Here is a 13,206-nt window from a genome sequence, read left to right as displayed (position 1 = left end):
TTGGTTAATTGCTGTTTTCATTTTTTGCCATCGCCCGTCATCGCATTTAACAATCCTGCCTTGATATTGAGCCATTGGTAGTTAAAAACCGATTTTGTTTGATCTCTCTCAACATCTGTTTTTGAGCCATAGCGAAATGAACCGGAATCTTTTTTGCTATCCTTAGATACGAAAAGATTGACCAAGCCCGATAAAAATTTGTTTTCTTCCTTGCCATTTTGTTTTAGTACCACCACATCAAAATGGTCGTATTTCAACTTTAAATCAATTTGCGAGATACGGTCGTTGCCACTTATCGTGAAGTAGGTTTTATCGATAATTCCCTTTAAAGCCACATTTAGGTTGGGTTCCATAAATTGGTTCATGGCTTGGGCTGCCAATGTACCGAGTTCCGCTTTGTACAGAAATGCATCGGTTGTAGTATTCACATCAAAACTCCAAGTTACTTTTATGTGCGTTGTTTCCATAAAAATGGCACTAACGTTAATTACAGTTAGCGTGTCCTTGTATGTATTGCTTAAGTTTTTAATTTTTGCATGTAATTTTGAAAACTCCAATTTGCCACCTTGGGTACCTTCCTTCACTTTTTCGGTGTAACTTATTTTTCCATCATTTAAAATCACTTTGTTTAAAGTAAGACTAAACTTTATATCTCTTAACATTTTGCTGTATAAGGGTTTGTATGTTAGGTCGTCTGAAACTAATTTATCTCTATAAATATCAAAATCAGGAGCAAAAAAATCAACCCGTTCGCTTTTAAAATAAAAATTAGCATCGTGCTTAAAACCGAAATCTTGATTTTTTACAACCAACGAATCAACTGACAAATCGAAATGATCGCGTTCTGTTGATAGCAACTTTGACAATTGCTCCTTTTTGTATTTGGTTTTAATACGCAGCCCTTTTATTTTTGAGGTTTTTGGACTGATAGTAAGATGTTCCACAAGCAAATTATCAAACGTATTTAACCGATAAAATAGATTTGTGCTATAAAAACTGAAATTCTGATATGAAATCGATTTTTTATTGCTTTTCTTTTCTATTTGAACGCTGCTGAACTTAAAATCGATTTTTTCAGATTGAAGCATTAATGAATCGGTCGGCGCGTTAAAAACCTTGATGGTTCCATTGTTGATTTGAAGGTTTTCAATATGAATGAATTTATCGAATGGGTTTTTAAAAACGTTGCCATACGATTTTGATTTTACTTCTTCGTTATGGTAATACGTTACCTTAGGTTGGTTGAAAATGATGTTTTCAATGCTTATTTTGTTATTCAAAAGATAGTCCCAATAATTGACATCATCAATGGTAAAACTTTGTAATTCAGTCTTTAAATTAACGGTTCCGGTTGTTTTCCCATACACAGAAACCTGAGGGTTTACAAAGTGTAGTTTCCCTTTTAAGGAATTTACCTCAATGGCCTTGTACGCTATTTTTATGTTGTTGGGTAAGCCTGCAATCTCTTTTTTCAGCTTGCTCTCAATATAATAATTGAGCGCAAAAATACCTGTTGCAAGCACAAGTAGCGTTACTACAACTCCTATTGCTATTTTTTTTGGTTTTTCAGGCATATTTAAAAACACTTCTAAAAAATGTCTGTTATTAACAAAGACATATTTCATCAAGTATATGCAAAAATTAAAAGAATGTTTATATTTGGTTGGTAATAACAAACTAATTTTTAACCCAAATCGATAAAATTACATGGATACCGACCGAATTATAGACCTGCTTTTATATGCCATCCCTTCGGTGATTACCGGACTGATTGCCTATTATTTTTTCAAGGAACACACAAAAAATGAAGATGGCCGCCGCCGGTATCTGTTAAAAAAAGATTTGCAAGTTAATGCGCTGCCCACACGTTTGCAGGCCTATGAACGCATGGTATTGTTTTTAGAGCGTATTAAACCCTCAAAATTATTAATACGGGTAGCTCCAATAGATTCAAATAAAGATAATTACGAAGCTTTACTTATACAAAGCATTGAACAAGAATTTGAGCACAACCTATCGCAACAAATTTATATCTCAGAGAAGTGCTGGAACATTATAAACGCTGCCAAAAACGCAACCATCCAGTTGATTAGAAAAGCCAGTTTATTGGAAAAAACCGATACCGCAAACAAGCTTAGGGAAGTGGTTTTAACCGAAATGATGGAACGCCGCTCACCCAGCGACGCTGCCCTTTCGTTTATAAAAGATGAAGTAACCGATATTTGGTAGCCTAATCGATGCGCAATTCATTGGACATGGCTTCCTTGTCCTTGTTTTTTGCATATTCAAACCCTTGTTCCCACCACGATTGCATTAGTTTTTTGTTGAAAATCAATGAGTTTTCTGTAAGTTTTGAAGGTGTATAGTATAAATTAAGTTTTACCTGCCTATTTTTGGCCGCTAGTTTGCCAATTAAAATATCGCTTCGTTCCACTTGGTCCAAAAGATGGCCGAATAGATTTAGCATCAATGAAAACGGGTTTTTCCCCAGAACCTTCATATACTCTAGGTTTTCCGATTCTAAAACAACGGCGTCAATTTCAGTTGCGCCCCGTTGAATGGCTTCCCGAATGGGCACCACACAACCAAAAGCACCATCGGCATACTCAAAACCGTTTACTTTTGCCAACGACATGAATGGTATATAGTTGCAGGAAATCCAAATCCATTCGCAAAATTCATCATAAGTACATTCTTTAATGGACTTATACTCTACGATGTTTTTGGACAGGTTTGAAACCGTTACAATCACATCTTCCTTGGTGGTTCTAATAAAATTGAATTCTTCCTCGGTAAAATGCTTTTTCAAATAACGCTTCAAGGCTTTGCTTTCGCCAAAAGTGCGCTTCATTTTCATAAACTGCCAGATAGAGTTTAAAAAGTTGATGGAAACATATTCCCTATCGCCTTTTTTCCGCACCCTAAACGGATTAATGCTAAAAATGTTGCTTTGTTTCACATCGGTAAACACCTCATAAATCTTATCTATTTTATCGGCAGCAATGTGGGGCACCAACAAACTGCCTGTGGACGTTCCTAAGAACAAATTGTATTGATGCCCTTTTTCCTTTATCAAATATTGTGCAACACCGCCGGCATACGCGCCTTTACTGCCACCGCCCGAAATTACCAATGCCCTCATAATTTACTTTCTAGTTGACTCACTTCCTGATTTTTGAATTTTGCAAAATTATAGCCACTTTGCCACCATTGCGTCATTTTTTCCTTGTTGAAAATAAGCGAATTGGTGGTTAAAACCGTGGGCGCATAATAAAAATTAATGATGGCTTCATTGTGGCTTGCCGTAAATTTTCCGATGCGGATGTTTTGCGATTCGATACGATCCAACATAAAACTAAACATGTTTGTTAACAACGCAAACGGATTTCGGGAGGGCAACCTGTTGAATTGGTTGGTCTCTGTTTGCAATATAATGGCATCAACCTCGGTGGCGCCTCTATTGATGGCTTCTTCAATGGGCACCATATTGCCCAAACCGCCGTCGGCATATTCGCAGCCATCTTTTTTCACCAATGTCATAAAGGGCGTGTAGTTGCACGAAATCCAGATCCATTCGCAAAAGGCCTCATAATCAAAATCCTTGAGGCTTTTGTATTCCACTTGGTTGAGCGAGAGGTTGGAAACCGTTACCACCACGTCTTTGGTTGCATGTTTTAATATAAGAAATTCTTCCTTGGTTAAGGTGTTTTTAATAAGATTTTTCAAATTATGGCTCTCGCCAAATGTTTTGCTTCCGCGCAAAAGGTTAAAAAGTACGGTTAGGTGGTTAATGGCAATGTTTTGGCTGCCATGTTTTTGTTTTACCACAAATGGGCACACGTTAAAAATGCTATCGGTAGTTACGTTGGTGTAAACACCCTTTATTTTTTCAATTTTTTGCAATGCCAAATGCGAAGCCAACAAACTTCCGGTCGATGTGCCAATATACAATTGGTAGTCGCGCTTCAATTCTTCAATAAGGTATTGCGCCACTCCACCTGCAAATGCGCCCTTACTACCACCACCGGAAATGACTAATGCTTTCATTTTAATTGGAATTGAGTTGCTCTAGCATTGTTTTTGCGAATTTTGAAAATTGCCAACTATGGTGCGTTGTTGCTTGGTTTAAATTTTCTTTACAAGCATCGTTGCACGCCTTTATTTCCTGTAAATATAAAAAAGCATTTTGACGAATCTCAAAACCATACACAGGATTTGTGTAATTTGTTAGTTCCTGAAAATACATTTGTTTGTTTTCGGGCTCGAAATCGGCGGTCAATAAGGTCAAAGCCAACCAAAGTGTTCGGATGTTTTTATCGTTAAACCCTTGTATTCCTTTGGTTTGCGATAAATATTTTTTTCGCTCATGCGGAAAATTCAGCCATAAATGGAACAAGGCTTTCTCAATGGTAACATAGGATTCGTCGTTTAAAAGCGATTCGTAGGCGGTTTTTAATTCTGAAGGTATTTGTGCAAGATGCATGGTGATGGCTTGACGAACCTTTATTCCATTTTGGAAATCTTTCACTTTGATGAGATTTGGTTGTTGCAAGATTACTTTAATTTTAGCTTCATCTGAAATATTTGAAGACAAATAATGGGCACATTTTTCAGCATTGGTTTCACAATCAACCTTTAAATAGTCCTGAATAAAGGGCGATTTTTCCAAACTCCCCAAAACCGCTTCATAATGAAACTGTTTATCAACGAGCCAAAAATCAACAAACGGTTTTAAATTTTGGCCACTCGTTTTTTCAACTTCACTTATAAAATCATTCGTCCCAACATTTTTAAATGGATGTTTCAAAAGATAATTTTTAATGCCTTTTTTAAAAGCCTCATCTCCTACTTTTTCCCGAAGCAGGTGCAACACCAACGCCCCTTTTTTATAAAATGTGGTACTGCTTGATTTAGGGTCCAATAACGAGGTGCTTTCACCTGCCTTGTCCTGTTCCAGCAATTCCTGGGCATATTGATACAATTGCCAGTAGTAATAATCATCTCCAAAAACTGCCTTTTCTGCTAACAAAGCGTAATAGGTAGCAAACCCTTCCTGTAACCAATGGTGGATGCCCGAGGTTTCGGTAACCAAATTACCAAACCATTGGTGCGCCAGTTCGTGGGCATTGACATTTACATAGTTTTTATCGATAAAAGCAATGGAATCTATCACAAAACTATCGGCAAAAATAGTGGTGCCGGTGTTTTCCATACCGGCGTACAAAAAGTCTTTTACAGGCACTTGTTTGTAATTTTGCCACGGATAGGGCACGCCTATTTCTGTTTCCAAAAAATCGAAAATTTGTTTGGTATAGCGGTAGGTTGGCTCAAATTTCAATGAATCTTCGGGATAATAATACAGTTCTAAAGGAATACCGCTTTTTGATGTTTCAGCCCTTTTGTGGTATTTGCCAATGGCTAGCGCAACCAAATAGCTCGACATGGGTTGTTGCATATCGTAATGCCAGGTTATTGTAGAATCGTTGATTTGTTTGTTTGTTAGTTTTCCGTTGGAAATCACTTCATAATCTTTATTGAACGTAATTGTTAAATCAAACTCCATTTTATCGTTCATATCATCAATACTCGGCAACCAATTACTGGTGTATTTCCCCTGCCCTTGCGTCCATATTTGCTTGTTTCCGCCATCAGCATCCCAATCAATAAAATACATTGCTTTTTTTGGAAAAGCATCGTAATTAAATGACAATTTATAAATAGAATCGGGCTTAAAATCATGTTTAACCCATAGTTTTTTGCCATCATTTGAATAAGAAATCTTCTTGTTTTCTAAATAAACCGTTTGAAACTTCATATTAACAGCATCAATAAAAACAGAATCGACCGGTTTCAGTATTTTAAATTCATATTCGATAAAGCCACTAACCGCTTGCTTTTCAGGAACAATTGAAAGCTGCGCTTTAGCGGTTTTAAAATCGACATAATCCGTTTGTTGCGCTTGTAAATGGGAAGCTACAAAAAATGAGAGTATAACAAAAAATCGATTCATGCAGTAAACGTATCAACGATGAAGCCAAAATACGCAAATTTTCTGTTTTTTGAATTGCTTAAAATGCCTTAAATTCGTGTTCTATGATCACTAATCTACAAACTCCCATCGATTACCTAAAAGGTGTTGGCACCAACAGAGCCGATTTGCTGCGCAGGGAGTTGAATATTTACACCTATCAAGATTTAATCAACTTATTTCCAAATAGATACATTGACCGCACACAGTATTATAAAATTAGCCAACTGCAACAAAGCAATGCCGATGTGCAGGTAATTGGAAAAATAGTAGCCTTTGCTGAAGTGGCACAAAAACAAGGGAAACGCTTGGTGGCAACCTTTCAAGACGAAACGGGCGTGATGGAATTGGTATGGTTTAGGGGGCAAAAATGGATTCGAGAACACTTTAAATTAAACACAACTTATGTGGTTTTTGGAAAGACCAATTGGTTTAATGGAAAGTTTAGCATGCCACATCCCGAAATGGAACTGCTAGAAGAACACGAAAAGAACCTGCGTTCGGCGATGCAGCCTATTTATCCTTCCACCGAAAAGTTAGCGAACAAAGGGATTACCAACCGTGTTATTGCTAAAATAATGCAGCAACTGTTTATGGAAACCAATGGGCGTTTTGCGGAATCGCTTTCTGAAAATATTTGTTCAGAATTGAAACTCCTCACCAAAAGTGAAGCCTTATTTAACGTCCATTTTCCGAAGAGCCAAGAGTTGTTGGCACGTTCGCAATTCCGGTTAAAGTTTGAGGAGTTTTTCTATATTCAGCTACAATTGATCATTAAGAATTTAATCCATAAATCGAAAATTAAAGGGTTGCTTTTTGAAAAAGTCGGGTCTTATTTCAACACATTTTTTAACGACCATTTGCCCTTTGAATTAACCAACGCGCAGAAGCGTGTTTTAAAAGAAATTCGAGCCGATTTGGGCAGTAACGCGCAAATGAATCGCTTATTGCAGGGCGATGTGGGTTCGGGCAAGACCATAGTGGCCTTCATGTCAATGTTAATGGCGCTTGACAACGGTTTTCAAGCCTGTTTAATGGCGCCAACTGAAATTTTGTCAGTTCAACACTATAACGGTTTAGTTGATTTGTGTAATAAATTGAATATCAACATAAAAATATTAACAGGTTCAAGTAAAACTTCAGAAAGAACGACCATTCATAAAGCATTAGAAAATGGCGACTTACAGATACTGGTTGGCACCCATGCCCTTCTTGAGGACAAGGTGAAATTCAAAAATTTAGGGCTCGCCATTATCGACGAACAACATCGCTTTGGGGTTGCCCAACGGAGCAAATTATGGCAAAAAAACGCAACGCCTCCCCATGTTTTGGTCATGACCGCAACGCCCATTCCACGTACCCTGGCGATGTCGGTTTATGGCGATTTGGATATTTCGGTTATCGATGAGTTACCTGCCGGAAGAAAGCCCATAAAAACCGTTCACCGATACGATAAAAACAGGCTGCAAGTTTTTAAATTTATTAAGGATGAAATTGCCAAAGGGCGACAAATTTACATTGTCTATCCACTCATTCAAGAAAGTGAAGCCTTGGATTATAAAGATTTAATGGATGGTTACGAAAGTATTTCTAGGGATTTCCCAATGCCCCATTATCAAATTTCCATCGTTCATGGTAAAATGAAAGCTGCCGACAAGGATTTTGAAATGCAACGGTTCATAAAGGGAGAAACACAAATTATGGTGGCCACTACGGTTATTGAAGTGGGCGTTAACGTACCCAATGCCTCGGTGATGATTATTGAGAGTGCCGAACGTTTCGGGCTATCGCAATTGCACCAATTACGCGGTCGTGTGGGTCGTGGTGCCGAACAAAGTTATTGTATTTTAATGACAGGGCACAAACTAAGCAACGATAGCAGAACACGCTTGGAAACAATGGTTAGAACCAGCGATGGCTTTGAAATTGCCGAAGTCGATTTAAAACTTCGCGGTCCCGGGGATATTATGGGCACCCAGCAAAGTGGGGTTTTAAACCTTAAAATAGCCGACATCGTTAAGGATAAGGACATTTTGCAAAGTGCCCGTTTTTATGCCAAAAAACTGCTAAAGGACGACCCAACCCTTTCAAATGCTGAAAACAAAGTTATCTTAAACACGTATATAGAAATGGGCAAGTACAAAAATATTTGGAATTACATAAGTTGAAGAATCCAAAAAACGAACACATTAAAACTAACCTTCATTCAATAATACAGAATGTTTAACTTTGCTTTTTTCATTTAAAGCCCTTCAAAAAATAAGAATGATCCACATTCACGAAAAAACATTACAGGATTTAGAGTTTTCAACCGTATTACAACAGGTAAGCGACCTTTGCATTACCGTTTTGGGGCATGAAAATGCCTTAAAAATCGAGCCTTATAAAACCAAGGAAACCTTGCTTGTAAGTTTACAATTAACCAACGAATACCTATCGTCCTTACACAATGAAAACCGCATCCCTAACCACGGATTTGATGCCATTACCAAAGAACTGCAGTTGTTGCGCATTGAAAACACCTATTTAGAAGTTAGTAGTTTAAAAAAAATTGTTTCAATATCAGTAACAACAAACGACATTGTAACGTTTTTAAAGAAGTTTGAAGTGTATTACCCAAACCTTCATGAATTTGCCTCCAAAATTGAAGTAACCAAAGCCATCATTGAAAAAGTAGATGCCATTGTGGATCGTTTTGGTGATATTAAAGACAATGCTTCGCCCTTACTTTTCGATTTACGACAATCTTTAAACAGGGTAAAAGGAAAAATAAACCAAAGTTTTGCCTCTGCGCTCACCACCTACCATGCCCTTGATTATTTAGACGACATTCGGGAATCGGTGGTAGATAACCGTCGGGTTTTAGCGGTAAAAGCCATGTACCGGCGCAAAGTGAAGGGATCTATTATGGGCAGCAGCAAAACAGGCAGCATTGTGTATATGGAGCCCGAAACTACCCAACAGTATTCTAGGGAACTTAATAATTTAACGTTTGAAGAAAACGAAGAGGTGGTGCGCATCTTGAAAGAGCTCACCAACTTTATACGTCCGTTTTTACCGCTTTTAGAAACCTACCAAACTTTTTTAATTGCGATAGACGTGATTTCCGCGAAAGCGAAATACGCCAACTCCATGAATGCGGTTTTACCTGAAATTTCAGAGGACAAAACCCTATTTTTACGCGATGCCTTCCACCCGCTTCTTTACTTAAATAATTTAAAAAAGAAAACAAAAACCTTTCCACAAACCATTGAATTAAAACCAGATAGCCGTATTATTGTTATTTCGGGCCCTAATGCCGGCGGAAAAAGCATTACCTTAAAAACCGTTGGTCTATTGCAGGTAATGCTGCAAAGCGGCCTGTTGATTCCCGTGCACGAACGCAGTAGTGTGTGTTTGTTCGATAGGATTTTAAGTGATATAGGCGATAACCAATCCATTGAAAACCATTTAAGTACCTATAGTTACCGCTTAAAACAAATGAATTATTTCTTAAAGAAGTGCAACAAAAACACACTTTTTTTAATTGATGAATTTGGTACCGGTAGCGACCCTGAACTTGGTGGTGCTTTGGCCGAAACATTTTTAGAGGAATTTTACCATCGGGAAGCTTTTGGCATCATCACCACGCACTACTCCAACTTAAAAATATTGGCAAACGAGCTGCCTTTTATGCTAAACGCCAATATGTTGTTTGATGAAAAAACGCTCGAACCCATGTACAAACTCGTTATCGGTCAAGCCGGAAGTAGTTTTACGTTTGAAGTTGCCCAAAAAAACGGCATTCCGTTTGGGTTGATAAACCGTGCCAAAAAGAAAATTGAACGCAGCAAGGTACGTTTTGATGAAACCATTGCAAAGCTTCAGAAGGAACGCTCTAAACTTGAAAAAACGGGCGAATCGCTAAAACTGAACGAGAAGAAAAAAAGTCAGGAAGCCCATAAATTGGAAGAAATAAACACAAAAATCCAAAAGAAATTAGAAAGCTACCAAGAATTGTACGATAGCAACCAACGCCTTATCTACTTAGGACAAAAGGTGAACGACATGGCCGATAAATATTTCGACAACAAGCAAAAGAAAGCCTTAATAGATGAACTTTTCAAATTGGTCCAGATAGAAAATTCAAAGCGAAAAAAAATTACGCCCAAGGAGAAAAAGATTTTAAAAGCCAAAGAGGAACATGTAAAGCAAGAAGCCGAAAAAGTGGTTACCGTAATAAGAGAACAGAAAAAAGAGGCCAAAAAAAAAGCCATTCAAGCACCCAAGCCCAAAGCCATTTTAAAGGTGGGCGACCGTGTACGCATGAACGACGGGCGCGCCATTGGCAGTATTGATAAAATTGAAAAGAACAAAGTGGTTGTTAACTACGGCATATTTACAACCAATGTGGATATGGATTTACTGGAACTTGTAGAGGCCCATAAAAAATAAAAGGTTAAAAGAGCCATAAAAAAGAAACGGCCAAAGGCCACCAAATCGATACCTTTTACAATCAAGAAATGGCCTGTTTTATCAAGTTTAAACTTTTATCTGAATAATGAAGTTTCAAGGCTTCGGCATGTGCTTCACCCGACATTTTAACCCATGTTTTTTTTAAGATGTCTATCACTTTTTCGTCATGTTGCTTTTCTGCAAATTCCTCAAAGTAATAATCTAAAAACACCAAGCATACCACATCTTCAAGGGTTTGGCTCTCTTCATTTTTTTTAATGAGTTTTTTACCGATCAATAACGACACGTTCTCAATAAATTCGGCATCAAAACCAACGTCCTTTAAAATTCCCGCCGTTATATCGGCATGCATCTTTTTTAGGGTTTCGCGCCATTTTAAATAACCAACACGATCCATGGGGTATGCATCCCTGGCAATTTTCCAACGGCAAATATGTTGAGCCCTTGCCGCAATTTGAAGCGCCATGGACGCCTGTGGCCTAAACTGTAACAATTTTTGCGACATGCGTTGTGAATACAGTAATTCCTTAGGAAAATCCAAGCCATGGGCGTGGTAACTATGGATGTCTTCGGCATTTTTTTTGTCAATTAATGCCAAGGCAATTTCAAATGGGGTTGGTTTCAATGTTCAAACTTTTTTTTGGTTCTTATCAAAGTAAATATACACAATCAAAATTATACGTTCTACAATGCTTTGTTTTTTGTTTTGATTTACTCAATACAAGCTATTTTATCGATGAAAAAAGTTTTGTATGTAATAGTTGTTATTTCCTTAGAACTTTTAGTGCCATGAAATACGAGCGATTTAATAGGGGCTTTTTTTAACAGGTTCATTTGTAAGGAAGACAGGGTTGCCTTGAAGATGAATTCGCCACAATACATATCCCAAGTATGGTAGAAGGTTATTGTTTTGTTGTTTTCAAGTACAACCTTAACGAATGATCGATTATTAGGCAGGTAACTGGCACAGCCTAAATCTTCAAATAAATTAAAAAAAATGGAACGGTTTTTTCCGCTTTTAAAAAACTCTACGGTCACGTTTTCAGCAATCGTAAATGGTTCTGTTCGAATGAGCTTAACTTTATCGATGGGGTCAAATTCATTTATCGCATAATTGCAGGTCGTGGAGGTTTTTAACGGACTTGACGGAAAGGTTTCCTTGTTTGCAATTTCATTTTTTACCTCATGTTCAGTAGGGATCATCTTTGTAGGGTTTTCAACCAAAAGAGCGGTGGAATGGGTTTGTGTTTTGGTAGCAGAACTGCTTATATTTTTGGCTTCAAGCTCTTTTAGTGATAACTGCTGCTTTTTTTCGTTTTTTTTTCAATACTTTGTACCTTTTCCTTCCTTTTATTTTCAGCTTCCATTGTTTTGTTGCTTTCACTGTTTTGGTAAGCATAAAACAAATCGGTCATTTCTTCATTTACAATCAAAAATTGAGAATCGACAAAACCTACACGATCGTTGTACTTAATTTTATAAATATCCCTGCCCTGAAAGGCCAATACGGTACATGTTTCATCGGTTTTGAAATTGGTCAACACCGTTTTGAAATCATTGAAATCTGTATATAGGTTTCCGTCCTGCGAGAATTGGGTTGTAATCTCTTTTTTTTGCGCAAACAGATGGCCAACCAACAACATAACCATGATGAGAAACGCCTCTTTCCCCATTTTTTTACTTGTAAAACTTGTTGAAATGACCATGGTTTAAATTCGACGTAAAATGAATGAAACCGAATTAAAGATCTAAAATCTTGATGCTGTTTCTATAAAGCTTTATTTTACCTTCGTTCTCCAATGTTTTTAACAATCTGGAAATCACTACTCTGGAAGTATGCAGGTCGAATGCAATATTTTGATGGGTTACGTTTAATAAATCGTCGTGGTTTACCATGGCTTTATCTCGTAAATATTTAAAAAGCCGTTCATCCATTTTTAAAAAGGCAATGGTATCAATAGCTTCCAGAAGCTCAGTCATCCTATCATGGTAGCTTTGCAAAATAAAGTTTTGCCAACTTTTATATTTTCCCATCCACTCGCTCATTTTTTCAATAGGAATCATAATAAGCTTGGTGGGTGTTTCTGCTACTGCCCTAATTTCACTTTTTTTCTGCCCCATGCAGCACGATAAGGTCATGGCGCAGGTATCACCGCGTTCAATAAAATAGAGCAAAAGTTCATCGCCCTTATCATCTTCCCGCATTATTTTTATGGCGCCACTTACCAATAGGGGCATCGATTTTATGTAATCGCCAATATCTATAAGTTGGAAACCTTCAGGAATTTCTTTAAAAGTGCCATAATTATTAATTTCCAGCAACAAATTTTCTTCAAACAGGTAGCCGTAATTTTCCTTTAACTCTAAAATCATTTTACAAACGTTTATTAATCTATAAAGATATTGACTAAAAATTAAAAACAAGAAGAAAGCGCTGTTTTAATTAAGTGCGACAAAAAAGTTATTTACTGTTTATTTTATTAAAATGAATTGGTATTTAAAAATATCAATAATTATCTTTGCCAGATATAGAGTTAATTTTATATTTGCACTCCGGAAAACAAAAATGCATTTTTGATTTTTTGTGACGAGGGCTCTTAGCTCAGCTGGATAGAGCACCTCCCTTCTAAGGAGGCGGTCAAAGGTTCGAATCCTTTAGGGCTCACAGAAAGCTTCACTAGAAATGGTGGGGCTTTTTTGTTTTTGGATCAATTCGCCCTTAG

At 37.3% G+C, this 13,206-nt stretch carries 11 protein-coding genes and 1 tRNA gene; 4 read left to right on the top strand and 8 right to left on the bottom strand.

All coding sequences use genetic code 11. From position 1 onward, the window contains the following. Window positions 1-17: 17 nt before the first annotated feature. Entirely contained in the window at window positions 18-1,574 is a 1,557-nt protein-coding gene (locus GQO80_RS01875; RefSeq protein WP_157206499.1) for an AsmA family protein, read from the bottom strand. Window positions 1,575-1,707: 133 nt separating this feature from the next. Between GQO80_RS01875 and GQO80_RS01870 the strand changes: the two genes are divergently transcribed. Beyond that, window positions 1,708-2,229 (top strand): DUF7935 family protein, encoded by a 522-nt coding sequence (locus GQO80_RS01870; RefSeq protein ID WP_157206498.1) that lies wholly within the window; start codon window positions 1,708-1,710, stop codon window positions 2,227-2,229. A gap of 1 nt (window position 2,230) precedes the next feature. Here the strand turns inward: GQO80_RS01870 and GQO80_RS01865 are convergent, their stop codons facing one another. From GQO80_RS01865 to GQO80_RS01855, 3 genes are read right to left on the bottom strand one after another with little or no spacing between them, the layout of a single operon-like run. After that, a complete protein-coding gene (locus GQO80_RS01865; protein WP_157206497.1) occupies window positions 2,231-3,142 on the bottom strand; it encodes a patatin-like phospholipase family protein in 912 nt (303 codons plus the stop codon). Next, window positions 3,139-4,047: a patatin-like phospholipase family protein gene (locus GQO80_RS01860; protein WP_157206496.1), complete on the bottom strand. Its 909-nt coding sequence runs from the start codon at window positions 4,045-4,047 to the stop codon at window positions 3,139-3,141. Before GQO80_RS01860 ends, GQO80_RS01865 begins: the two co-directional genes overlap by 4 nt. Before the next feature lies 1 nt (window position 4,048). Further along, window positions 4,049-6,010, bottom strand: coding sequence for a M1 family metallopeptidase (locus GQO80_RS01855; protein WP_157206495.1), 1,962 nt, complete (start codon window positions 6,008-6,010; stop codon window positions 4,049-4,051). A gap of 83 nt (window positions 6,011-6,093) precedes the next feature. On the opposite strand from GQO80_RS01855, the gene recG reads away from it, so the two are divergent. Both recG and GQO80_RS01845 read left to right on the top strand, forming a co-directional pair. After that, window positions 6,094-8,196 carry an ATP-dependent DNA helicase RecG gene (recG, locus tag GQO80_RS01850; RefSeq protein WP_157206494.1) on the top strand — a complete coding sequence of 701 codons (2,103 nt, stop codon included), beginning with the start codon at window positions 6,094-6,096 and terminating at the stop codon, window positions 8,194-8,196. A gap of 97 nt (window positions 8,197-8,293) precedes the next feature. Continuing rightward, entirely contained in the window at window positions 8,294-10,462 is a 2,169-nt protein-coding gene (locus tag GQO80_RS01845) for an endonuclease MutS2 (protein WP_157206493.1), read from the top strand. A gap of 61 nt (window positions 10,463-10,523) precedes the next feature. Here the strand turns inward: GQO80_RS01845 and GQO80_RS01840 are convergent, their stop codons facing one another. From GQO80_RS01840 to GQO80_RS01825, 4 genes are all read right to left on the bottom strand, one after another. Further along, on the bottom strand, window positions 10,524-11,108 hold the full coding sequence (locus tag GQO80_RS01840) for a DUF4202 domain-containing protein (RefSeq protein WP_157206492.1): 585 nt from the start codon (window positions 11,106-11,108) through the stop codon (window positions 10,524-10,526). A gap of 86 nt (window positions 11,109-11,194) precedes the next feature. Beyond that, window positions 11,195-11,686 (bottom strand): hypothetical protein, encoded by a 492-nt coding sequence (locus GQO80_RS01835; protein ID WP_157206491.1) that lies wholly within the window; start codon window positions 11,684-11,686, stop codon window positions 11,195-11,197. 86 nt (window positions 11,687-11,772) lie between these two features. Then, window positions 11,773-12,189: a hypothetical protein gene (locus GQO80_RS01830; RefSeq protein WP_157206490.1), complete on the bottom strand. Its 417-nt coding sequence runs from the start codon at window positions 12,187-12,189 to the stop codon at window positions 11,773-11,775. Between the two features lie 34 nt (window positions 12,190-12,223). After that, a complete protein-coding gene (locus GQO80_RS01825) occupies window positions 12,224-12,856 on the bottom strand; it encodes a Crp/Fnr family transcriptional regulator (RefSeq protein WP_157206489.1) in 633 nt (210 codons plus the stop codon). 218 nt (window positions 12,857-13,074) lie between these two features. Between GQO80_RS01825 and GQO80_RS01820 the strand changes: the two genes are divergently transcribed. Next, window positions 13,075-13,148, top strand: a tRNA-Arg gene (locus tag GQO80_RS01820). Window positions 13,149-13,206 lie beyond the last annotated feature (58 nt).

Origin of the sequence: Mariniflexile maritimum, assembly GCF_009746565.1 — a bacterium.
Lineage (GTDB): Bacteria > Bacteroidota > Bacteroidia > Flavobacteriales > Flavobacteriaceae > Mariniflexile > Mariniflexile maritimum.
This window is presented reverse-complemented; position numbering and strand designations above follow the sequence as displayed.